The organism is Sphingobium tyrosinilyticum (assembly GCF_042654265.1).
GTDB classification, from domain to species: domain Bacteria; phylum Pseudomonadota; class Alphaproteobacteria; order Sphingomonadales; family Sphingomonadaceae; genus Sphingobium; species Sphingobium tyrosinilyticum.
The window spans coordinates 241758-264508 of sequence record NZ_JBHSFZ010000001.1 but is presented as its reverse complement, the minus strand read 5'-3'; the positions used below and the strand labels follow the sequence as shown (position 1 = coordinate 264508).

The window sequence follows — 22751 nt, the reverse complement described above, 5'->3', positions numbered from 1 at the left end:
GACCAAAACGCCATGCACGCCTATCGCACTCATACCTGCGGCGCCCTGACATCGGCCGAAGTTGGTAATGAGGTGCGCGTATCGGGCTGGGTCCATCGCAAGCGCGACCATGGCGATCTGGTCTTCATCGACCTGCGCGACCATTATGGCATGGTGCAGATCGTCACCGAAGTGGACGGTCCGGTGTTCAAGGTGATCGAATCGCTGCGCGCCGAAAGCGTCGTGACCGTGACCGGCAAGGTCGTGGCGCGCGCCAAGGAGGCTGTGAACCCTAACCTTCCGACCGGCGAGATCGAAATCCGCGCGCTGGACGCCGTGCTGCTGTCCGCCGCCGCCGACCTGCCGCTGCCGGTCGCGGGAGAGCAGGAATATCCCGAGGATATCCGCCTGCGTTACCGCTTCCTCGATCTGCGGCGTGAGACGCTGCACGCGAACATCGTCAAGCGGACCAAGATCATCTCCGACATGCGCCGCCGCATGGAAGGGATCGGCTTTACCGAATATTCAACGCCGATCCTGACCGCGAGCAGCCCGGAGGGTGCGCGCGATTTCCTGGTGCCGAGCCGCATCCATGCCGGGAAATTCTACGCCCTGCCGCAGGCGCCGCAGCAATATAAGCAGCTGCTGATGGTGGCGGGCTTCGACCGCTATTTCCAGATCGCGCCCTGTTTCCGCGACGAAGACCCGCGCGCCGACCGCCTGCCGGGCGAGTTCTACCAGCTCGACCTCGAAATGAGCTTCGTCACCCAGGAAGATGTGTGGAACACGATGGAGCCGGTGATCGCCCAGGTGTTCGAACAGTTCGCCGATGGCAAGCCGGTCACCCCCTCCGGCAGCTTCCCGCGCATCCCCTATGATGAAGCGATCCTGAAATATGGCTCGGACAAGCCCGATCTGCGTAACCCGATCATCATCCAGGACGTGACCGAGCATTTCCACGGCTCGGGCTTCGGCATCTTCGCCTCTCTGGTGGAGAGCGGCAGCGTCATTCGCGCGATCCCGGCGCCGGGTGCGGGCGCTGGCAGCCGCAAATTCTTTGACGAGATGAACAACTGGGCGCGGGCAGAAGGCTATTCGGGCCTGGGCTATATCAACATCAAGGATGGCGTGCCCGGCGGTCCCATCGCCAAGAATCATGGCGAAGAACGCACGGCGAAGCTGATCGACGCACTGGGCCTCGGGCCGAATGACGGCGTGTTCTTCGCGGCGGGCAAGGAAAGCCAGGCGGCCAAGCTCGCCGGCCTTGCGCGCATCCGCGTGGGCGAGCAGCTCGACCTGATCGACAAGGATCGCTTCGAACTGTGCTGGATCGTCGATTTCCCCTTCTACGAATATGATGAGGAATCGAAGTCGATCGACTTCGCGCACAATCCCTTCTCCATGCCGCAGGGCGGCATGGACGCGCTGGAACATCAAGACCCGCTGACGATCAAGGCCTATCAATATGATATGGTCTGCAATGGCTATGAGATTGCTTCGGGCTCGATCCGTAACCAGTCGCCGGAACTGATGGTCAAGGCGTTTGAGAAGGTGGGCCTCAGCCAGGCCGATGTCGAGGAACGCTTCGGCGGCCTCTACCGCGCCTTCCAGTACGGCGCGCCGCCGCATGGCGGCATGGCAGCGGGCGTGGATCGCATCGTGATGCTGCTCTGCGGCGCGCACAACCTGCGCGAGATCACGCTGTTCCCGATGAACCAGCGCGCCGAGGACCTGCTGATGGGAGCACCTTCGCAGGCTGAACTCAAGCAACTCCGCGAATTGCACATCCGGGTCGTGGAGCCACAGGCCAAAGCCTGACCGTTACCCGTCATCGCAGCGGAAGCTGGGATCTCCTTCGTGCCGGACTGACTGCGATTTGACTTTTCCTTTGCCCAAGCGTTGCTTGATCGCGACGGAGAAGGAGAAGATCGCATGGCCATCGACCTTGCCGATTATGAGAAGGGCGTAAAACTCAAGGGCGACTATGAGGCCGAACTGGCCGGCCTGCAGGAGCGGTTGGCCAAGATTCAAGTCGCCCACATCATCCATGACCGGCGCAGCGTCATCCTGTTGGAAGGCTGGGACGCGGCGGGCAAGGGCGGGATCATCAAGCGCATGACGGCCGATTGGGACCCGCGCTATTACCGCGTATGGCCCATCGCCGCTCCCACCCCGGAGGAGTGCGACCACCATTTCCTCTGGCGCTTCTGGACCCGCCTGCCCGCGGGCAAGCATATCGCGATCTTCGACCGTAGCTGGTACGGCCGCGTGCTTGTCGAACGGGTGGAAGGCTATTGTTCAAAGGCCGAATGGAAGCGGGCCTATGATGAAATCAATGCCTTCGAGAAACAGCAGGCGGACGCGGGCACCAACATCGTCAAGCTGTTCGTCCACATCACGCAGGAAACGCAGGACGAGCAACTCGCCCAGCGGCTTGATACCCCGTGGAAGCGGTGGAAGACGGGCGCCGATGACTATCGCAACCGGGCGCGGCGCGACGATTATCTGGACGCCATGCACGCCATGTTCGCCAAGACGGACAGCAAATCCGCCCCATGGCATGTGATCGACAATAACAACCGGAAGGCCGGGCGCATCGCCGCGCTGAAATATGTGGCCAAGACGCTTGAGAAGCTGGTGCCGATGGACTTTCCCGAGCCCGACCCCGAAGTGGTGAAGCTCGCAGCGGAGGCATTCGGTTATAAGGCGCTCTGACGAAAAACCGCTAAAAACAGCCATTTGTCATCGAACTGTCATCAAAACCTAACCGCGCGTTTACCATTCAGGCCGTAATCGGCGCTCATGTTTTCGCCCCAGATGCTCGATCCCGCTCCCTCTCTGCCGCGCGCACAAGGCTTGCCCTTTGTGGCTGACAGTCCGGTGATCCGGTTGGGAAGGCCCTTGAGCGAAGCGGTGGACCAGTTTCAGCTCGATCCCGCGCTCCGCCTGCTCCCGGTCCTCGACAGTCAGGGACGGCCCGCAGGGGCGATCTATGAGCGCGACATGCGGCGCATCCTCTTCAATCCTTTCGGCCACGCGCTGTTGCGCAATCCCAGCTTCGGCGGGCGGCTGGACGATCATGTCCGTCCCTGCGCCTGGGTGGAGCGGAGCGCCACGATCGAGGCGCTGATCGACCTCTATGCTGCGCAGGGCCAGGCATGCGAAGGGCTGATCGTGGTTGATGGCGGGCGCTATGCAGGGGTGGTTGGTGGGCAGCTTTTGTTGAAGCTCGCCGCCGAACGTGATGCGCGCGTGGCCATCGTGCGGGCTGAGCGTCTGGAACGGGTGACGCGGGAGAGCGGCAGCTTTCGCCATGATGTCGAAGCACTGATCGCCGATCTCGTCGCCATGGCCGACATGCTGTCGCGTCTGGCGACCGAAGCGGCGGAACGGGCGGCGCATAATGGCGACGCTTCGGCAGGCATGGCGGTGGCGGCCGCGCAGACGGCAGACAATCTTTCCGGCATTGCTGCGTCGGCCAGCGATCTTGGGCTGCTGTTCCAGACCATCGAGGAAGAGGTGCGCGACGCCGGAGCGGCGGTCCGCTCCGCTGTCGAACAGACTCGCCTCGGCTCCGCCCAGACGCAGCAATTGTCGGTGCAGGCGGATGGGATCGGCGAGGTAACCGCGCTCATCGACGCGATCGCCCGCGCCACGGCCACGCTGGCGCTCAATGCCGGGATCGAAGCGGCGCGTGCTGGCGAGGCGGGGCAGGGATTTGCCGTGGTCGCGCGGGAGGTGAAGCTGCTGGCTGGTCAGACACGCGACGCGGCAGCGGAGATCGCTAACCGGATTGAGCATATCCGCGCCACCGTCGGTCATGTGGCGCAGGGACACGCCCTCATGAACTCGGCCATCGCCACGGCGGACCGGCTTTCGGGCTCCGTGTTCGAGGCGGTGGCGCGGCATGGCGCGTTCAGCCGGACGATCGCGAGCAGCGTCGCAGAGGCGGGCGTCTCCAGCGAGCATATCCGGGTCAGCGCGAGCCGTATCAGCGACAATGCCGGGGCGGCGGTGGAGGGCGCGAGCAACATCCGGCATGCCGCCGGTCAATTGGCGCAGGGGGCGCACCGCCTCGATGCGCGCGCGAGCCTTTTTATCCAGGCAATTAGCTTCGACTGACCCCGAGCCAAGAAAACGGCTGGCATGCTGCGGAAATGCGGTTACCTTCGCCTTCCAATAAGAAGGAGAGGAATGCCATGCTCGTCATGTTCGTGGGCGCCGACCGGACCGAAACCGCCATCAATGCTGCGCAGGTCACCTTCGTTTCATCGGTCACGGACGGCACCCGCATCCGCTTTGGCGAAGGGCGCAGCGTGACGGTCTCCGAACCGATCGCCCAGGTGATGGACAGTTTGAACCAGGCGCTCCGGCCTCATGAATAGGGCAGGCAACTCCTAAAGCGGCAGAAAGGCGGTTGGCTCCAGCCATGCTTTGCGTCTGGCTGACAACCCGCCTATACTGGCCGCTTGATGCCAGGACTCAGGACAGCAATGACTTCCAATTTCTTCCGGGGCGCCGTTGCCCTTGGCGCGCTCGCGCTCATCCCCGCCACGACCGCCGCGCTCGCCGATGGGGAAGCCAGCAGCTACAAGGCGCTCGACGAGTTCATGGACGTGTTCCAGAAGGTTCGCAGCGACTATGTCGAGAAGGTCGATGACGAAAAGCTGATCAAGGGCGCGATCGACGGCATGCTCGCCAGCCTCGATCCACACTCCAGCTTCCTCGACGCCCGCGACTTCCAAAATCTGCGCACCCAGACCGAAGGCAGCTATGGCGGCCTTGGCCTGTCGGTCACGCAGGAAGACGGCGCGGTCAAGGTTATCGCGCCGACGCAGGATACCCCGGCCTGGCGTGCGGGGATCAAGGCGGGGGACTATATCACCCATCTCGATGGGCAGCTCATCTATGGCGGAACGCTGGACGAGGCGGTCGACAAGATGCGCGGCGCCGCCGGCACGTCGATCAAGCTCACCATCGTGCGGCCGGGCCGCGACAAGCCCATCGAACTCACGTTAACTCGCGAAATCATTCAGCTAAAGCCCGTAAAGTGGGAAGTGAAGAACAATGTCGGTGTGATCAACATCGTCAGCTTCTCGGCCAATACCGGCGCCGACATGCGCCAGGCGATCCGCAGCATCGATAAATCGCTCGGCCACAAGCCGACCGGCTATATTCTTGATCTGCGCTCCAACCCCGGCGGCCTGCTGGACGAGGCGGTGTCGGTCAGCGACAGCTTCCTGGAGCGCGGCGAAATCGTGTCCCAGCGCGGCCGTCAGAAGGGCGATGTCGAGCGCTATTATGCCAAGCCCGGTGACGACGCGAAGGGTCTGCCGGTCATCGTTCTCGTCGATGCGGGCTCGGCATCGGCATCGGAGATCGTCGCAGGCGCGCTGCAGGACCAGCATCGCGCCCTGGTGATGGGCGAGCGTAGCTTCGGCAAGGGTAGCGTGCAGACGATGCTGCCGCTGAGCAACACGACCGCCCTTAAGCTGACGACGGCGCGCTATTACACGCCGTCCGGCCGCTCTGTGCAGGAAGGCGGGATCGAGCCTGACGTTCGCGTGCCGCAGCTGTCCGATCCCGATTACAAGAACCGGCCGAAGTTCCGCGAAAGCGACCTGCGCCGCCATTTGATCAACGAGATCAAGACGGACAACGCCGCGCTCGAAGAGGATATTAAGGACGATCCTCGCTTCGCCATGACCGCCGAGGAACTGAAGAAGAAGGGCATCGAGGACTTCCAGCTCGACTATGCGCTGAAGACCATCGGCCGGCTGGCGGCGAAGCCGGGTGCCGTGGTGGCGCAGGCGCAGCCGATGATGCGCAAGCCGGCGCGCTAAGCCTGCAGATCAGTATCGGCTTGGGTGGATTGCGGACATAGCCCCTCCCTTCCAAGGGAGGGTTTGATTAGCCGCAAGCAAACAATTTTCCGTCATCCCGGCCTTGAGCCGGGATCCCGCTTCCTCTGGTTGACGGCGTTAACGGAGACCCGTCACCTGTGGCGCATTACCAGCAGCGGACAGGACATTTTTCTCGGGCCATCTTCCAACGAAGCGTGTGTAACCTAATCGCCACAGCCTCCCAAAAAGCATCCTATTTCACCAACAGACCTCGATTTAGCCTGTCCTACATTCCTCCGGCCTGTCTATCCCGCGCCCCTCTTTGAACCGTCAAACTGCTTTCCACGATGCCTACGCGCGCTCGCGCACGCGCGCGCATATGGTGTGAACTTCGGCGGAAAATGGCGGTTTCTTACGCCGGATAGCTGATCGCCATCACCTCATATTCCTTCTCCCCGGCCGGGAGCAGGACGCGGCGCAGATCGCCGATAGCAGCGCCGCGCAAGGCTCGTGCGATGGGCGATCCCCATCCGATCCGCCCCGCACTGGCATCCGCTTCGTCATTGCCCACGATGGTGACGGTGCGATGATTGTCATCCTCGTCCACGATGGTGACGGTCGCGCCGAAGAAGACCTTGTTTTTGTCGGGCTGGTGCCGCGGATCGACGACCTTGGCGTCCTTCATCTTTTTCGACAATCGGCGGAGTTGGCCGTCAATCTCACGCATGCGCTTGCGACCGTAGAGATAGTCGCCATTTTCGCTACGGTCGCCATTGCCCGCTGCCCAGCTTACAATCTCGACGACGCGCGGGCGCTCGACGCCCAGAAGCTGGTCATATTCGGCGCGCAGCTTCGAAAAGCCGTCGGGTGTGATGTAGTTGGGATGGGCGGTCATGGCAGCATAGCCTAGCCCTTCGTGCCGAGCGAAGTCGAGCAACTGTTACGCGAAGTTTCCCGACCCTGCTCGAACGAATGGAAGCGTCTTAGCCCGGCGTCTGCTTGCCGAGATATTTGGACAGCGGCGTGCTGGAGCCGCGAAAACGCGCCCGTTCCGGGTTCATCGCTTCATACACCACGGCGTTTTCCAGAACACGCTGGACATAATTGCGGGTCTCGAAGAGCGGTATCTGCTCAATCCAGCGCAGCATGTCGGCGCCGGGCATGCGCGGATCGCCATTGGAGGCGATCCAGCGGTTCACATTGCCCGGACCCGCATTATAGGCCGCGACCGCCAGCGGGTAGCTGCCGCCATAATAGTTGAGCATCCGCTGGAAATAGGAAGAACCCAGCATGATGTTGTAGCTCGGATCGTTGAGTGAGCTTGGATCATAGCCGAGGCCCAGTTTGCCCGCCTGCTCCCGCGCGGTGCCGGGCATCAGCTGCATCAGGCCGCGCGCGCCCGCATGGCTGACGATCTGCCGGTCGAACTGGCTTTCCTGCCGCGCAATGGCGTGAACCATCGTCCAGTTGGATTGAGCGGTAGGCGGCACCGGCACGCGCGGGAAGGCGCTTTCCCCATAGCCGGTAAGGCCGCTCGACACCGCGCGGCGGCCCACCATGACGCCCATGTCCGGCCGCCCGATGCTTTTCGCCAATTCGGCGGCGAGATAATGGTCGCTGTCGCTGTCGGCATTATTCGCGATGGCGCGAGCAAATTTGCTCTGATCTTCCCAATATCCCATTTGTCCCAGCGCCTTGACGGCGCGGACGACGGAGCGATTGTTGAAGGCCGTCCGCTCAGCGGCTGAAATCTCGACCGGCCGTTCGACGATTGCGGGAGCGGGCACGGGCTTGCCGACACGCTCGAGTGCCAGTTGGCCGTAAAACTGATCTGGGAAAACCGATGCTTGCGCGAAATAGCTGTTGGCAGTTGCCGTATCCCCGGCGGCCAGAGCGGCGCGTCCCGCCCAATAATAGCCCTTGGACTGCGTCTGTGGAGACTTCGCCGCCGTGGCATAGCGGCGGAACATCGCCGCTGCATCGGCAGGACGATTCAAATTGTAAAAAGCAGTAGATCCCGCGAGCCAGGCGAGGCTTGTATAATCGTCGCGTTCCCCAATCGGGCGGCTGGAGATGTCGACGCCAGGAGCATAAGCGTCATCGATCTTGCTGGCGATGCCGTAGGCGAAGCTCCACTGGCTGTCATTGGCGGCTGCGCGCGCCTGCCCCAGCAGCGTCTCATACCATTTCTCGGCATTGCCGGGGCGGAAGGTCAGCGCCGGACGGTTGGCCAAATATTGCCGTGCAGCGATCCAATTGCCGGTGTTGATCAGCCATGTCGCCTTATCGGCAATATAACCTGCGTCAGATACGCCTACGCTCTCGGCGATTTGCATCCGAGCGGCTGCATCGGGCAGCTTCTGGCGGAAGCCGATCCGCGCGTCATAGACGGGGCGGCGCGTTGGCGTCACATAGGCCAGCATTCGCTGCGCCCCTGCGGTGTCATTGCCCCACAACAGCATGTCGGCGCGTTGATCATGATCCGCGCTCGTCCAACTAGAACCGAAGAGCGACAGCAGTCGCGACTCGTCATCGGGGGAGAGCGAGCCACCGACCCATGCGCTACGCGCGGCGATGCGCGCTTCGGCCATGCGCCCCATCTGCACCAGCGCGAGTGCATTGCGCGCATGCCCGGTCGCGGTCCGCGCCGGGAAGCGGGCAAAGAAGGCCGTAACCTGCCGCGGATCATAGCTGTTGGGATTGATGCTGGTTTCCGCCAGCCGCCGCATGCGGTCCTCGCCCGGCCAGCCGGGGTTCGCCAGGATGAAGCTGGCATAGGTGGAAAAACCCAGGCCGTCGCTCTGCTGCAGCGCGCGCCATTGGCTGATCGTGCCGGAGATGGCGGGATCGGACGCAACGCCGATTCGCCCGCTCACTTGGCTCCAGGGTGTCGATTGAGTTGGTGCCGGAGTCGGCTGCACCACTGCACCGGCCGGGTAGGGCGTTGCTGCAGGGTAAACCGGCGCTTCGGTCTGGGCGCTGGCGCCGGCGGTGAAAAGAAGAAGAGCGATCAAAGGCATGCGGACCATTGCTGTTTCAGGGCGGCGAGGTGACAGCCTACTGGACATCATCGCAATTCCATCCTTATCAGGCCATGAATGACGCGCTATAGCGCCACGTCGCCCTCACTCGACAGTGTGCCCCGGAATGCCGGTGAATTGAAGGAGTTTGTTGATGTTTTCCGGGTCCATTCCGGCGCTGGTCACCCCGTTTCGCGACGGGACGGTGGACGAGGCGGCATTTCGCGCCCTCGTGGATTGGCAGATCGAGGAGGGAAGCAGCGCGCTCGTACCCTGCGGCACCACCGGCGAAAGCGCAACCATGACGGTGGAAGAGCATAATCGCGTGGTCGCCATCTGCGTCGATCAGGCGGCGGGCCGGGTGCCGGTGATCGCGGGCTGCGGTTCCAATGACACGCGCATCGCTCTGGAACATATGTTCGCCGCCCAAGCAGCTGGCGCAGACGCCGCGCTGGTCGTCGCGCCTTATTATAACAAGCCGAACCAGGACGGCGTTTATCAGCATTTTGCCTATCTGGCCGAACGCTGCAACCTGCCGATAGTCCTCTACAATGTGCCCAGCCGCACTATCACCGACATCGGCGTTCCGGTGATTCACCGCTTGTCTGAGGAATATCAGTCGATCGTCGGCATCAAGGACGCCACCGGAAATCTGGGGCGGGTCACCGCGCAGCGCCTCGCCTGCCGGGCGGATTTCTGCCAGCTGTCCGGCAATGACGAAACCGCTCTGGGATTCAATGCAATGGGGGGCAAGGGCTGCATCTCCGTCACGGCGAATGTCGCGCCGCGGCTGTGTGCGGAGTTCCAGGCCGCTTGCGCGTCCGGCGATTGGAACGGTGCGCTTGCGCTGCAGGATCGTCTCTACCCCTTGCATGACGCCCTGTTCAGCGATTCTTCACCTGGTCCGGTTAAATATGCGCTCACCCGCGTGCGGTCGGACATGCCCGGTGACATACGTCTGCCGATCACCTGGCCGTCGGAATCGAGCCGCGCGGCGGTTGATCGGGCGCTGGAAATTGCGGGTCTCGTCTAAAAGGGCTGCGGCCTTATATGGTGAAGTGAGTTAGTTAAGAGTCCCATGGCCCGTCCCCGTCCCGAATTGTTCGACAAGAAGAAGATCGTCGCCGAGAACCGGCGCGCGCGCTTTGAATATTTCCTGGAGGATGTGTTCGAAGCGGGCATCGCGCTGCAGGGGACGGAGGTGAAGTCGCTTCGCTTCGGTGAGGGCAACATCGCCGAAAGCTATGCCGAGGTGAAGGGTAACCAGGTTTGGCTGGTCAACAGCAACATTCCTGAATTCAGCCACGGCAACCGTTTCAACCATGAGCCCAAACGCCCCCGCAAGCTGCTGCTGCACGAGCGGGAGATTGCCCGGATGCACGGCGCGGTCGAGCGCAAGGGCATGACGCTCGTTCCCTTGAGCATCTATTTCAACGGCCGTGGCAAGGCGAAGGTCGAACTGGCGCTTGCCAAGGGCAAGAAGACTCACGACAAGCGGGAAACGATCAAGGAGCGCGACTGGAAGCGCGATCAGCAGCGCATCATGAAGGCGCATCGCTGATGGACAACAGGCTCAGCCGCTGGTGGCATGCTCATGCTCCGACGCGCGAATCGCTCGAAGATAATCGTTTCCTCGCCCCCGTGGCCCACCGCGTTTTAGAGCCGTCGCTCTGGCGTTTTACCCGGCGCTCGGTGCCGCGCGGCGTAGCGCTGGGGTTGCTGGTCGGCATCTTTCTGTTGATCCCTGGTATCCAGATTGCCGGCGCGGCGCTGCTGGCACTGCCTTTCCGCGCCAATATTCCGATCGCCGCGGCAATGACCTTCCTGTCCAATCCCGCGACGACGCCGCTCATTCTTTGGGTATCGGTCTATATCGGCAACTGGATGCTGGGGCGGACCGCCGACGCATCGGGTTTCATGGCGCTGGTCAACGATCATGCAACAATTCGTCAGTGGGTCGCATGGCTCTTTTCCGAAGCGGCGCCCGCGATGCTGTTCGGACTCACGCTGATCTCCATCGCGGTGGCGGTTGTTGGTTACTTCATCGCGGATTGGATCTGGCGTCATCGCATGGGCCGGAAATGGCATGCGCGCAAATTGAGGATTGGCAAGGCACCCGAAAGCAGCGCATTGGAAGAAGTCGCTCCCGTCTGACGGCGGCGAAACTGTCCATGCGTTTTCAAGGGGGAAGGCCGGGCCATGGCCTCGCGCGTCAAAAGGGATGAGGAAGCGTGGACAGGCGAAAGCCCATCACGCCTGTCCCTGCCGCTGCTGATCCTGGCTGCGCTGCTATCGGCCGCCCTCGTCATCTATGCTGTCGGGGACCGGGCGCTGGCGGCGGGTTTTGCCGCCATGGTACTGGCGGCTGCGGCGCTGCTCAACTGGTATCGCCGCCTATTTCCTGAAGAAGCCGCCGATCGTGAGGCGATGCCGGACTGGACGGTGGCGCGTGTTGCCGCGGACGCGTCCAACATGGCGATCGCGGTGACGGACCGGGCCGGGCGGCTGGTCTGTGCGAGCGACCTCTTTGGCGAATGGTTTCCCGGTTTTCCCACGCCTCCCAATATCACGGCTGAACCCGGCTTGTCGGAAAGCCTGAGCGCAGCCGCACGTGGTGCGTGGCGGGATGGCGAAGCGCGGGTGGAAGGCATGGCGCAGGGCGCGCTGCGGCTTGATGTGGACATATGCCGCACCGGCCGATCAGAAGATTATCTGCTCTGGCGCTTCACCCCGGTGCGTCAGCCCAATGCCCTCGACGACGTGCACAGGCTGCTGACTGGCGACGCCGGACGGCAAATGGGCGAGGCTGGGATCATGGCGGTCATGATCGGCGGCGAAGGGCGGATCCGCGCCGCGAACGGCGCCTTCCTGTTGCGCGCGGCGGGGCGCATCGACGCGAATATCACGGGGCGTGACTTCGCCGCTCATATGCGTGTGGATGACAAGGGGCGGCTGTTCCTGGCCCGCGAAGAGTCGGGCGGCTTGCCGCTGCGGCTCCTCCAGGTGCCATTGCGGCGAACAACGCAGCCTGCGGGTAATCAGGGGGGTGGCCAGGACGGGCCGATGCTCCTGCTGCTGATCGACGAACCGGCGGGCAGCGCGGGTGGTACGTCGGCGCTATCCTATATCGAAACGCTGCTTTCCTTGCTGCCCTTCGGCCTTGCGATGGCGGACCGTGACGGCCGGGTGCTGTTTCTCAACAGCGCCTTTTCGCGCGCAGCCGGGCTCAAGCGCTCCGACCGGCCCAGCTACCCCGGTGACCTCGTCGTGCGCGAGGACCAGGCGGCGGTCGCTGACGCGGTGCGCCGTTTTGCGGTGGGGCCGCAAATGTCCGGCGACATCGCGATCAGGCTTCGCAACGAGCCGGAAGAACCGACTGCGCTGAGCCTTGCGGGCGTGCGGGGCTTGGGGGAAGCGGCGGTGTTGCTCAGCCTCAAGGACAATAGCGAGGAAAGCAAGCTCAAGCGGCAAGTCGCGCAGGCGACGAAGATGCAAGCGATCGGCCAGCTGGCGGGCGGCGTCGCGCATGACTTCAACAACATCCTGACCGCCATCATCGGCCATTGCGACCTGATGCTGATGCGCCATACGCCAGGCGACAGCGATTATGACGATATTCAGCAGATCAAGTCGAACAGCAATCGCGCCGCGGGTCTGACGCGCCAACTGCTCGCCTTTTCCCGCCAGCAGACGCTGCGCCCGCAAGTCCTGCAATTGCCCGACATTGTGGCGGACGTTTCCAACCTCCTCAAGCGCTTGCTGGGCGAAAGCGTAAAGCTTGAGGTCAGCCATGGCCGTAACCTCGGCGCGGTGCGTGCCGATCCGGGGCAGTTGGAACAGGTGATCGTCAATCTAGCCGTGAATGCGCGCGATGCGATGCCGGAAGGCGGCGTCCTCAATATCCAGACCTATTCCGTTCCGGCGGCCAAGGTGCGGGAGATGCGGCAGGAGATATTGCCTGCCGCCGACTATACGGCGTTGCGCGTGTCCGACACGGGCCTTGGCATCCCGCCCGACATATTGTCCAAGATCTTCGAACCCTTCTTCACCACGAAGGAACTGGGTAAGGGCACCGGTCTTGGCCTCTCGACGGTCTATGGCATCGTCAAACAGTCAGGCGGCTATATTTTTGCGGAATCCGAACTCGGCCGGGGCGCCAGCTTCGTCATTTATCTGCCGGTCTATCAGGGCGCTGACATGGAGCAAGTCCAGCTGTCCAAGGCTCCGGTTAAGCGGAGCGAAACCTGGGGCACGGGAACCGTCCTGCTGGTCGAGGATGAGGATATGGTGCGCGCCGTTGCGGAACGCGCCCTCGCCCGCCAAGGCTATAAGGTGTTGACCGCCAATGATGGCGAACAGGGGCTGGAGGTGCTGGCCGGGAACGAGAAGATCGACCTGCTGATATCTGACGTGGTCATGCCCAATATGGATGGTCCGTCGATGGTCGCCAGGGCGCGAAACAGCCGTCCCGACCTCCCCGTGTTGTTCATGTCGGGCTATGCCGAGGAACAGCTGCGCAAATCGATCGACATCGCCAATGTCGCATTTTTGCCCAAGCCTTTCTCCGTCAGCCAGCTGGCGGAGGCCGCGCGCGACGCGTTGGCGATGCGGCCCGCGGTGGATTGAACTTCTTGAACGATCAAGCGTTTATGCTGGTCGGCGCGCCGATGATAAGATGGCGAGCGTAACGAAAATAGGGGATCGCACATGTCGGACAGCAAGACCATCCTGGTGGTCGAGGATGAAGCGATGATCGGCATGATGCTGGAAGATTATCTCGACACCCTAGGATACCGGTTGCATGCTATCGCTGTGTCGGTTGAAGAGGCGTGCGATCATGCGCGCAGGGGCGGCTTTGACGCCGCGTTGGTCGATTGCAATCTTCAGGGCGAAAAAAGCTGGCCCGTCGCCGACCTGCTTGCAGAAAGTGGCATTCCCTTCATTTTCGCTACGGGCGGCATGGCCGATGATGTCCCGTCGAGCCATTCGGACCGTCCGACGCTGGCGAAACCCTATACGATCGGGGCGGTTGAGCGCGCTTTGACGAAGGTGCTCGCAGTCTAATAGGAAAATTCCGTTCCCCTCTTGTTCTTGAAGAACAAAGGGGATACGTAGTGGCCAAGGCGCCACTGAATCGGCGCTTCCGCTTGACAGGGGATAGGCCGATGACAGCAATGCTCTCACTCATCGATTCCAAGAAGACAGGGACAATGGACAGACAGAAAGCATTGGAAGCGGCCCTTTCCCAGATTGATCGCGCCTTTGGTAAAGGCTCGGCAATGAAGCTGGGCAGCCGCGAGAAGATCGAGATCGAAGCGATCCCGACCGGATCGCTGGGGCTCGACATCGCACTCGGAATAGGGGGCCTGCCGCGCGGTCGCATCATTGAAATTTACGGGCCGGAAAGCTCGGGCAAGACGACGCTGGCGTTGCATGCCATCGCCGAAGCGCAAAAGACGGGCGGCATCGCCGCCTTCGTCGATGCCGAACATGCCCTTGACCCTGCCTATGCCAAGAAGCTCGGCGTCGATATCGACGAGCTGATTGTGTCACAGCCGGATACGGGCGAACAAGCACTGGAGATCGTAGATACCCTCGTCCGCTCCAACGCGATCGACGTTCTGGTGATCGACTCGGTTGCAGCCCTCGTCCCTCGCGCGGAAATTGAAGGCGAGATGGGCGACAGCCATGTCGGCCTGCAGGCCCGTCTGATGAGCCAGGCGTTGCGCAAGCTGACAGGTTCGATCTCGCGCTCCAAATGCCTCGTCATCTTCATCAACCAGGTCCGCATGAAGATCGGCGTCATGTACGGGAATCCGGAAACGACGACCGGCGGCAATGCGCTTAAGTTCTACGCCTCGGTCCGTCTGGACATTCGCCGCACCGGCCAGATCAAGGATCGCGACGATATCGTCGGCAATGCAACCCGCGTGAAGGTGGTGAAAAACAAGGTTGCGCCACCGTTCAAGCAGGTCGAATTCGACATCATGTATGGTGAGGGCATTTCGAAGATCGGCGAGATTCTCGACCTGGGCGTTAAGGCTGGCGTGGTCGAGAAGTCGGGGGCCTGGTTCTCCTATGACTCGGTTCGCATCGGCCAGGGCCGCGAGAACGCTAAGACCTTCCTCAAGGAAAATCCCGAAATGGCCGACCGTCTGGAACGGGCCATTCGCGGCAAGACCGAAGAGGTCGCCGAAGGGATGATGACCGGACCCGAAGCGGAGGATGATGGCGAATAAGCGCGGCAAGCGCCTGCGGTCGGATCAGCCGCAGGACAGTTGCGTGGCTCTGCCCGCCTCTCGTTTCATGCACTGAAAAGGCCCGTCCACGCTTCACCGCGGGGCGGGCCTTTTACCTTTGCGCTGGCGCGGGACAAGGATCGGATTGGGCGCCTGTCATGCCGGCTCAAGATCGGAGGGCGGTTTCTTGGGCATGACCTTGCGGGGCGTTCTGCTCTGTCGGACCGCGAGATTTTTCTTGAGCTTCACTCCCTGCAGGCCCCAGTCACCAAAATGCACCCCCGCCAACAGCGTGAGGAGGCCATACATGAACAAGGTGATCGTAAGCGGTAGCGCCAGAAGAACGTCCAGGACCTGTTCAGTCGGTGTTTCCACAGGGCCCACCCTGTCGATCCCGAACAGGGCGAGGCCATCTTCCAGGGAATGGCCGTCCCATTCTCGCCGGAACAGCCATTCGCCCGCCTCTATGGCCAATATGGGCGGAGCGATGAGCATGGCGGCAAGGCCAATGATGACCATCGCTTCGCTCAGCAGTTGCACCCCGAGATTTGTCAGACGGCGCTTGATCGTGGAATCGTTCGCCGGTTCCTTCGGTGCTGCGAGTGTTGCACTTCCACTCTGTCCGGCAGCAGCGGACGGGTGCGTGTCCAGGAAGCCGTACCGGTCCAGTTTCGTCAGCATGCGCCGGTTCAACTGAGATTTGCAGCTATCCTCTATGAATTTTTGTTGATCAATTGTCAGCTCTTCGCGAAAGCTGTCGGACTGTCCTTTTCTCATCCGCAAGGCATCTGCATCCGATCTGTCATAGACATGACCGGGAATGCCCTGGGCAAGTTCCAATGCCTTCAGTTTTTCAAAAGACGAATTCTCCACGGCATATTGTAGGGCTTGGGTGTTGACCGCTTCACCCAGGAAGTTGAGCAACTTTTCTACTTCTGACGCCGTATGGGCCAGTAGATCCTCATAATATATGATATGATGATCATGCCGTGCGAGGCCAGTTGACCAGCTATTCATATATTTTATGTAGTGCGGCAGGCCCCGGTCTTCATCCACAAGGAAATCGTCAATGTTGCCGCGGAAGGACATCTTGTGCCGCGTGACATGGTGATAATCGGACGTGAGTACCGCCCGCGGATCACGGATCAGAAATATGACCGGAAGCCGGCTGGGCAGGGTCGTTTTGAAGCGCAGATGGGTGGAAGGGATCAAAGGAAAGGAAGCCTCTTCCGATCTGCGGACGAAGGCCGGTATGCCGCGCACAGGATCCAAATCAAAATTCGGCGCAAAGGTGAACATGCTCTGCGTTGTGATCGGAGAATATTCGCGCGACGCGAGGAAATATTGCGCCAAAATAAACCTCAGCCATGTCCTGCCTGACTTCGGATAGGAAGCGAGAAGAGCCGTCGCGGCACTGGATACCAGCCGCAGACTACGGGCTGAAGAAATCCGGCGGGCCAGGAGAGAGGGAGCCTGGGTGAGTGAGGCGATCAGTGGCGTGTCCATAAATATAGATTAGCTTGGCAAGCCGCTGGCGTGTGGAACTTTTCTGGATGATGGCCAAAGTGTGTAACGAAGGTGAAACAGTTTCCTTGCTGTCCTAATCTGCGCTAACTTTATTGACAGGAGGGATGCGACCCCCGAAAAGAACATATAGAGAACATTTATATGGTCGAGTCGGTGAACACGCTTGCAGCCCTCAGGCGGCACATCGCATCGTTGGAAGGAATTCCAGCAACCCAAGAGGGTGCGTGCATCGCAACCGGCCATAGGCCCTTTGACCAGGCATTTCAGGGCGGTCTGGCGCAGGGCCGCATACATGAACTGTTCGGAAATGAGGAAGATGAAGGTGCCACCGCCGGTCTATCCCTGATTCTCGCTCATCTCGCAGCGAACGAGTCTCCTCTGTTCTGGCTGCGCCTCGCAAATGGAGCGGCCGGACAGCCCTATGGCCCCGGCCTTACCGCGCTCGGAATAGATTCCGCCCATTTGTTGATCGGGGTCATGAAAGATGAAGCGCTGCTGCTGCGCGCGGCGGTCGATGCACTGCGTTGCCCCGCATTAGGTGCGCTCGTGATCGAATTGCGAGGGCGCGCCCCGCTCCTGGACTTGACCGCCAGCCGTCGTCTCGCGCTCGCGGCGGAAGCATCAGGGGTTACCGCCTTTCTGCTGCGCATCGGTGGTGATCCGGCGCCCAGCGCAGCTGACACGCGCTGGCGGGTGACGGCTGCGCCTTCCGTGCCACTGGCGGGCAATGCGCCGGGAATGACCGCCTTTGACCTTAGCTTGCTGCGCCGCCGGTCAGGACCCGACGGCATGACATGGCGCCTTGTGTGGAACAGCGACCGGGGCGTGTTTGGAGAAGAATGCGATGAACGCCATAACCGGAGAAGTGACAGTGCGGACTCGCTGTTATCTTGCGCTGTGGTTCCCGTTCCTCCCGCTCGACCGGCTGCGCATCGCGCGGCCTGATCTCTGGACGGCAAAGGGGCAGGATGCCCCCGCTGTCATTGTCGAGACGGTTCGCGGGGCGATGCGGCTCATGGCGTTGGACGCCGATGCGCTGGCGATCGGCCTCAGCGCTGGAATGACGCTGGCCGACGCGCGGGCACGCGAGCCCGATCTGCGAGTGTTCGAAACCGATCCCCATGCCGATCAGGACTGGCTGGAGCGGCTGTGCGACGGCTGTGCCCGCTATACGCCGATCGCTGCGCTGGATCCGCCCCAGGGGTTGATGCTCGACATCAGCGGCTGCGCGCATCTTTGGAATGGTGAGGAAGCGTTGGCGCGTGAGGCGATGGAGCGGCTGGAACGGCACGGCATGCGTGTGCGCCATGCGCTGGCGGGTACACCCGAAGGCGCCCACGCGCTCGCCCGCTTCGCCTCCGTCCCTGCCGCTGACGAGGATGGCGCCCTGCGGCGCCTGCCAATCGAGGCGCTGGGGCTGGAGGAGGAAAGCGCGGTTGCGCTGCGCCGGGCAGGGTTGCGCACGGTGGGAGACCTCGCCGCGCGTCCCGCGCCAACCCTGGCGGCGCGTTTTGGCGAGGAAGCGGTGGATGCGCTTCACCGCCTGCTGGGCCTTGGCCACCGCCCCCTTGCCCCGCGTCGCCCGCGCGCCGCTGTCCGCATTGAACGCCGCTTTGCCGAACCATTAGGCAGCACCGCCTATGCGCTTCGAACCCTGGAGGGAATGGCCGCAGAAGCGGGGGAGCGTCTTGGCGAACGGGGAGAGGGTGGGCGCCGGTTCGAGATATTATTCTTCCGCACCGACGGCCTCGCCTTTCCGCTGCGGGTCGAAACCAGCCTGCCCGTGCGCGATGCGCCTTCCATCATGCGCCTGGTGCAGGAACGGATCGACAGCCTCTCCGACCCGCTCGACCCTGGTTTCGGGTTCGACATGCTGTGCCTCGTCGTGCCCCAGACTGAAAGGATGGCCGCCACCCAGCTGGCGTTGGAAGGCGGAGAAGCGCGTCGCGAGGAAGCGATCGCCGCGCTCATCGATCGCCTTTCCGTCCGTACGGGCCGGGGACGAATCCAGCGTCTCGAGCCGCGCGACAGCCATATTCCCGAACAGGCGCAGCTCGCCTTGCCTGCCGTCGAAAGCCGCATGCCATCCAGTTGGCCGCGTCAGTCCGATCCAGGCGACCCCCCGATGCGCCCCATCCACCTGTTCGATCCGCCCCAACCTTTAGAGGTGATAGCGGAGGTTCCCGACGGCCCTCCGCATCATTTTCGCTGGCGCCGAGGGGCGCATGAAGTCACTCGTTATGAAGGGCCCGAGCGGATCGCACCTGAATGGTGGAAGGCGAAGGATGGCGCCTTGGCGGGTGAAAGCATCGGCCTCACCCGCGATTATTACCGGATCGAGGATGCGCGCGGGCGGCGCTACTGGATTTTCCGCCACGGCCTCTACGGCGCAGAAGCCGCCCATCCACTTTGGTATATCCACGGCCTGTTCGCATGAAAGGCCGGGGCTATCCTGATCCTGCCAAGCCCAAGTCGATCGATCGGCGCGAGTTGAATGTGATCGAGGCGGCGAGGGGGAAGGAGAGGCTGAAGCGGGCCGAGCCTCGGCGACCGGCCAAGGAAGGGCCTGCTTTTGCGGAATTGGTGGCCGCAACCCATTTTTCCCTCTTGCGAGGGGCATCGCATGCCTCCGACATGGTCGCGCAGGCCATCCATCTTGGGCTCACAGGATTGGGCATTGCCGACCGCAATAGCGTGGCAGGTGTTGTGCGCGCGCATGTGGCCCGCAAGCGTGCGCCAGAACTCGCCAAGGCCCGCCTGCTTGAAGCCAAAAAGGAAGCGGGCCAGCCATTGGGGCTTACTGAGGAAGAGGAGCAGGCGTGCAAGACCGATCTGCGGCTGATCGTCGGGGCACGTCTGGTCTTTGCCGATGGCACGCCCGACATTGTCGCTTATCCATCGACGCGAAGAGGCTGGGGTGAACTCACCAAATTGCTGACCAAAGGCAATTTGAAGTCGGTAAAGGGAGATTGCATCCTTAGCTATGAGGAATTGACGGCTTATCTCGACGATCTGCTCTTGATCGTGCTGCCTTATTCCACCGCTACCGAACAGACGGCGCACCGCCGACCCGTGGCTTATGAATATGATGAGAGGCCGTCCAAGGAAGCGATCCGCCAAGGGCATCTAAGCCTCGTCCCTCCACCGCGCCCCGCTGATCTGGAGGCTTTGCTGATCCGGCTGTCCCGTTTGGCGCCGGGCCGCATATGGCTGGGCGCTGCGCTTCGGCGGGATGGGCGTGATGGGCGGCGTCTGGCCCATCTCAAGCTTTTGGGCGAGCGTAGTGGCGTGCCTTTGATTGCTACTATGGACGCGCTTTACGCCAGTCCGGCGCAGCGACCCTTGCAGGATGTGCTGAGTTGCATTCGCGAAGGGACCACTCTCGCCAAGGCGGGGCGTCTGCTCGAAGCCAATGCGGAGCGGCACATCCACGCGCCTGCGGAAATCGCACGGCTGTTTCGAACCTGCCCGGAAGCCGTGGCGGAGACGCGTCGCCTTCTGGATAAAGTGAATTTCACCCTGGATCAGCTAGCCTATGAATATCCCCATGAGCCGGTGCCCGAAGGCTGGACGGCGCAGCAGTGGCTGGAGGAACTTACCCTTTCGGCGGCGCATGCGCGCTATGGTCCCCGTATTCCGCAAGCTGTTCGAAAATTGCTGGATGATGAGTTTCAGCTGATCCGGGATCGGAATTACGCCAGCTACTTCCTGACGGTTCACGACATTGTCGCCTTTGCACGGATGAAAGGCATATTGTGCCAGGGGCGGGGCTCTGCCGCCAATTCGATGATCTGCTTTCTGCTGGGCGTTACATCCGTCGATCCGTTGAAGCATGACCTGCTTTTTTCCCGCTTTGTGTCGGAAAAACGGGACGAGCCTCCCGATATCGATGTGGATTTCGAACATGAGCGCCGCGAAGAGGTCATGCAATATGTCTATGAACGCTATGGCCGCCACCGCGCCGGCATAGCTGCAACCGTCATCCATTATCGTTCCCGCAGTGCAGTGCGGGAAGTGTCCAAGGTTCTGGGCCTCAGCGAAGACCTCGCTTCGCGTCTCTCCTCTACAGTCTGGGGCAGTTATTCAGGCGACATGGGCGATGCACGTATCGTGGAGGCGGGTTTTGCCCTTGATAATCCACAGATGGTGCGGCTGCGGGGCATTGTGAATCAGTTGCTGGAAGCGCCTTTTCCCCGCCACCTGTCACAACATGTGGGCGGCTTTGTACTGACTCAGAACCGGCTCGATGAAACGGTTCCACTGCATCATGCGGCCATGGTGGACCGTAGCTTCATTGAATGGGATAAGGATGACATTGACGCTCTGGGACTGATGAAGGTCGATGTGCTCGCACTCGGAATGTTGAGCTGCATTCGCAAGGCTTATGACCTCATGCGGGCCCATGATCTTGGCGATCATGACCTGACCATCGATCTCAAGTCCGACGATCCGCGAGTTTATGACATGCTGGCTAAGGGCGACAGCATCGGCGTGTTCCAGGTGGAAAGCCGGGCACAGATCAACATGTTGCCGCGGCTGCGGCCGCGCTCCCTATATGACCTGACGGTGCAGGTGGCGATCGTCCGGCCTGGCCCGATCGAAGGGGATATGGTGCACCCCTATCTGCGGCGACGCTGCGGTGAAGAGAAGGTGCAATTTCCATCGCCAAGCCCCGATCATGGCCGTTCGGATGAGTTGAAAACCCTGCTCGGCCATACCTACGGCGTTCCCCTCTTCCAGGAACAGGCGATGAAGCTCGCCATCATTGCCGCCGAGTTCACGCCTGACGAAGCGAACCAGCTCCGCCGGTCGATGGCCACCTTCCGTCAGGTCGGGGGCATGGACAAGTTCCGGGACAAGATGATCCGCGGGATGGTGAGGCGCGGTTACAAGGCGGATTTTGCCGAGCGTTGCTACAAGCAGATCGAGGGGTTCGGCAGCTATGGTTTCCCTGAAAGCCACGCTCTGTCCTTCGCACGGCTGGTCTATGTGTCGGCCTGGATCAAATGCCATCAACCCGCCGTCTTCGCCTGCGCGCTGCTGAACTCCCAGCCCATGGGATTTTACGCACCGGCTCAGATCGTGCGCGATGCGCGCGAGCATGGGGTTGCCGTGCATGATGCCGATGTGAACATGAGCGGATGGGACAACAGCCTCGAACCCTTGTTGCGGTCGCGCGACAGCCGCCGGGGCGAGGGAACCGGACGTGCGCTCGCGCTGCGGCTAGGCTTCCGGCAGATCGATAGTTTTCGCGAAGAGTGGGCAAACCGGCTGGTCGAGGCGCGGGGGCAGGGGCTGTTCACCAGCCTTGAGGATCTGGCGCGGCGGGCGGGGCTGCCTGCTCGGGCGCTGCGGCTGCTGGCCGATGCCGACGCCTGCCGTTCCTTGGGGCAGGACCGGCGGACGGCATTATGGGAAGCGCGGCGGACCCCTTCGAACGAACTGCCGCTGTTCGCCGCTGCCCGAAAGCGGGACCAAGCCGCACGGGAACTGGGTGAGGAGCCCGATGCGAAGCTGCCCGCCATGCCGCTCGCCGAACAGGTTGCTGCCGATTATCAGATGACGCGGCTATCGCTTAAAGGCCATCCAATGCAGTTTTTGCGACCGCTCTTTGATGCGGAAGGCGTGCTGAGCTGCGCGCAGACCAGCGCGGCGAAAAATGGCGCGCTGGTGCGGACCGCCGGAGTGGTGCTGGTGCGGCAGCGGCCGGGCAAGGGCAATGCCGTCTTCATCACGATCGAGGATGAGACGGGGATCACCAATATCCTGCTCTGGGCGCGGCTGTTCGAAATGCAGCGCCGGCCTGTCATGGCCTCGCGATTGATGCTGGTCGAAGGAGAGGTGCAGCGCAGCAAGGAAGGAGTGGTCCACCTGATGGCGAACCGCGTGCATGATCGCACGGCCGAATTGTCGCGCCTGTCCGATGTGCACCGGTCGCACATCGCCCTGTCTCGCGCGGACGAATTCATCCACCCCCAGCACCCGCGCACTTCCGGACATCCCCGCAACGTGCGGATATTGCCCAAATCGCGGGATTTTCATTGAGGATTGGAGGCAGCAGCAAACGATTTTCCGTCCACCCAAATGAGGAAAGGGACGAAATCCGCTACTGCCGCTATTTTGAGGGATCACTCTGAACGCGC

17 protein-coding genes are annotated in these 22751 nt (G+C 62.0%); 14 read left to right on the top strand and 3 right to left on the bottom strand.

The genetic code is table 11. The features are described 5' to 3' along the window. Positions 1-12 precede the first annotated feature (12 nt). From aspS to ACFO3E_RS01275, 5 genes are all read left to right on the top strand, one after another. Positions 13-1797 carry an aspartate--tRNA ligase gene (gene aspS, locus ACFO3E_RS01295; RefSeq protein ID WP_066528824.1) on the top strand — a complete coding sequence of 595 codons (1785 nt, stop codon included), beginning with the start codon at positions 13-15 and terminating at the stop codon, positions 1795-1797. A gap of 114 nt (positions 1798-1911) precedes the next feature. Then, positions 1912-2694, top strand: a complete 783-nt coding sequence (locus ACFO3E_RS01290) for a polyphosphate kinase 2 family protein (protein ID WP_066528823.1) — start codon at positions 1912-1914, stop codon at positions 2692-2694. An 87-nt stretch (positions 2695-2781) separates the two neighbouring features. Continuing rightward, positions 2782-4101 (top strand): methyl-accepting chemotaxis protein, encoded by a 1320-nt coding sequence (locus ACFO3E_RS01285; protein WP_380801876.1) that lies wholly within the window; start codon positions 2782-2784, stop codon positions 4099-4101. Between the two features lie 77 nt (positions 4102-4178). Further along, positions 4179-4364: a hypothetical protein gene (locus tag ACFO3E_RS01280; protein ID WP_066525361.1), complete on the top strand. Its 186-nt coding sequence runs from the start codon at positions 4179-4181 to the stop codon at positions 4362-4364. A 108-nt stretch (positions 4365-4472) separates the two neighbouring features. Beyond that, positions 4473-5822: a S41 family peptidase gene (locus ACFO3E_RS01275; protein WP_066525359.1), complete on the top strand. Its 1350-nt coding sequence runs from the start codon at positions 4473-4475 to the stop codon at positions 5820-5822. Positions 5823-6234: 412 nt separating this feature from the next. Here ACFO3E_RS01275 and greB read toward each other — a convergent pair whose 3' ends face one another. Both greB and ACFO3E_RS01265 read right to left on the bottom strand, forming a co-directional pair. Continuing rightward, positions 6235-6717 (bottom strand): transcription elongation factor GreB, encoded by a 483-nt coding sequence (gene greB, locus ACFO3E_RS01270; protein ID WP_380801872.1) that lies wholly within the window; start codon positions 6715-6717, stop codon positions 6235-6237. 88 nt (positions 6718-6805) lie between these two features. Then, the gene (locus tag ACFO3E_RS01265; protein WP_380801869.1) at positions 6806-8842 is read right to left on the bottom strand and encodes a lytic transglycosylase domain-containing protein; all 2037 of its coding nucleotides are present in this window, start codon (positions 8840-8842) and stop codon (positions 6806-6808) included. A gap of 154 nt (positions 8843-8996) precedes the next feature. On the opposite strand from ACFO3E_RS01265, the gene dapA reads away from it, so the two are divergent. From dapA to recA, 6 genes are all read left to right on the top strand, one after another. Continuing rightward, positions 8997-9875, top strand: coding sequence for a 4-hydroxy-tetrahydrodipicolinate synthase (gene dapA / locus ACFO3E_RS01260; RefSeq protein WP_066525358.1), 879 nt, complete (start codon positions 8997-8999; stop codon positions 9873-9875). Between the two features lie 45 nt (positions 9876-9920). Continuing rightward, entirely contained in the window at positions 9921-10403 is a 483-nt protein-coding gene (gene smpB / locus ACFO3E_RS01255; protein WP_066525357.1) for an SsrA-binding protein SmpB, read from the top strand. Further along, positions 10403-10996 (top strand): DUF2062 domain-containing protein, encoded by a 594-nt coding sequence (locus tag ACFO3E_RS01250; protein ID WP_066525355.1) that lies wholly within the window; start codon positions 10403-10405, stop codon positions 10994-10996. The genes smpB and ACFO3E_RS01250 overlap by 1 nt, the downstream gene beginning before the upstream one ends. A 45-nt stretch (positions 10997-11041) precedes the next feature. Next, positions 11042-13468, top strand: coding sequence for a hybrid sensor histidine kinase/response regulator (locus ACFO3E_RS01245; RefSeq protein WP_066525353.1), 2427 nt, complete (start codon positions 11042-11044; stop codon positions 13466-13468). A gap of 81 nt (positions 13469-13549) precedes the next feature. Next, positions 13550-13906, top strand: a complete 357-nt coding sequence (locus ACFO3E_RS01240) for a response regulator (protein WP_066525352.1) — start codon at positions 13550-13552, stop codon at positions 13904-13906. A gap of 101 nt (positions 13907-14007) precedes the next feature. After that, positions 14008-15081, top strand: a complete 1074-nt coding sequence (recA, locus tag ACFO3E_RS01235) for a recombinase RecA (protein WP_066525351.1) — start codon at positions 14008-14010, stop codon at positions 15079-15081. A gap of 156 nt (positions 15082-15237) precedes the next feature. Here the strand turns inward: recA and ACFO3E_RS01230 are convergent, their stop codons facing one another. Further along, a complete protein-coding gene (locus ACFO3E_RS01230) occupies positions 15238-16587 on the bottom strand; it encodes a sulfotransferase domain-containing protein (RefSeq protein ID WP_082919560.1) in 1350 nt (449 codons plus the stop codon). Between the two features lie 162 nt (positions 16588-16749). Here ACFO3E_RS01230 and ACFO3E_RS01225 point away from each other — a divergent pair, with 162 nt between their 5' ends. From ACFO3E_RS01225 to ACFO3E_RS01215, 3 genes are read left to right on the top strand one after another with little or no spacing between them, the layout of a single operon-like run. Further along, on the top strand, positions 16750-17553 hold the full coding sequence (locus tag ACFO3E_RS01225) for an ImuA family protein (protein WP_066525348.1): 804 nt from the start codon (positions 16750-16752) through the stop codon (positions 17551-17553). Continuing rightward, complete coding sequence (locus ACFO3E_RS01220) at positions 17453-19045, top strand: Y-family DNA polymerase (protein WP_380801863.1); 1593 nt, start codon at positions 17453-17455, stop codon at positions 19043-19045. Before ACFO3E_RS01225 ends, ACFO3E_RS01220 begins: the two co-directional genes overlap by 101 nt. Further along, on the top strand, positions 19042-22653 hold the full coding sequence (locus ACFO3E_RS01215) for an error-prone DNA polymerase (RefSeq protein WP_380801860.1): 3612 nt from the start codon (positions 19042-19044) through the stop codon (positions 22651-22653). The genes ACFO3E_RS01220 and ACFO3E_RS01215 overlap by 4 nt, the downstream gene beginning before the upstream one ends. The last annotated feature ends 98 nt before the right edge of the window (positions 22654-22751 follow it).

Bases quoted from the DNA above. Each gene is read 5' to 3' on its own strand.
- aspS (WP_066528824.1), top strand. From the start codon at position 13: ATGCACGCCTATCGCACTCATACCTGCGGCGCCCTGACATCGGCCGAA.
- ACFO3E_RS01290 (WP_066528823.1), top strand. From the start codon at position 1,912: ATGGCCATCGACCTTGCCGATTATGAGAAGGGCGTAAAACTCAAGGGC.
- ACFO3E_RS01285 (WP_380801876.1), top strand. From the start codon at position 2,782: ATGTTTTCGCCCCAGATGCTCGATCCCGCTCCCTCTCTGCCGCGCGCA.
- ACFO3E_RS01280 (WP_066525361.1), top strand. From the start codon at position 4,179: ATGCTCGTCATGTTCGTGGGCGCCGACCGGACCGAAACCGCCATCAAT.
- ACFO3E_RS01275 (WP_066525359.1), top strand. From the start codon at position 4,473: ATGACTTCCAATTTCTTCCGGGGCGCCGTTGCCCTTGGCGCGCTCGCG.
- greB (WP_380801872.1), bottom strand. From the start codon at position 6,717: ATGACCGCCCATCCCAACTACATCACACCCGACGGCTTTTCGAAGCTG.
- ACFO3E_RS01265 (WP_380801869.1), bottom strand. From the start codon at position 8,842: ATGCCTTTGATCGCTCTTCTTCTTTTCACCGCCGGCGCCAGCGCCCAG.
- dapA (WP_066525358.1), top strand. From the start codon at position 8,997: ATGTTTTCCGGGTCCATTCCGGCGCTGGTCACCCCGTTTCGCGACGGG.
- smpB (WP_066525357.1), top strand. From the start codon at position 9,921: ATGGCCCGTCCCCGTCCCGAATTGTTCGACAAGAAGAAGATCGTCGCC.
- ACFO3E_RS01250 (WP_066525355.1), top strand. From the start codon at position 10,403: ATGGACAACAGGCTCAGCCGCTGGTGGCATGCTCATGCTCCGACGCGC.
- ACFO3E_RS01245 (WP_066525353.1), top strand. From the start codon at position 11,042: ATGGCCTCGCGCGTCAAAAGGGATGAGGAAGCGTGGACAGGCGAAAGC.
- ACFO3E_RS01240 (WP_066525352.1), top strand. From the start codon at position 13,550: ATGTCGGACAGCAAGACCATCCTGGTGGTCGAGGATGAAGCGATGATC.
- recA (WP_066525351.1), top strand. From the start codon at position 14,008: ATGACAGCAATGCTCTCACTCATCGATTCCAAGAAGACAGGGACAATG.
- ACFO3E_RS01230 (WP_082919560.1), bottom strand. From the start codon at position 16,587: ATGGACACGCCACTGATCGCCTCACTCACCCAGGCTCCCTCTCTCCTG.
- ACFO3E_RS01225 (WP_066525348.1), top strand. From the start codon at position 16,750: ATGGTCGAGTCGGTGAACACGCTTGCAGCCCTCAGGCGGCACATCGCA.
- ACFO3E_RS01220 (WP_380801863.1), top strand. From the start codon at position 17,453: ATGAACGCCATAACCGGAGAAGTGACAGTGCGGACTCGCTGTTATCTT.
- ACFO3E_RS01215 (WP_380801860.1), top strand. From the start codon at position 19,042: ATGAAAGGCCGGGGCTATCCTGATCCTGCCAAGCCCAAGTCGATCGAT.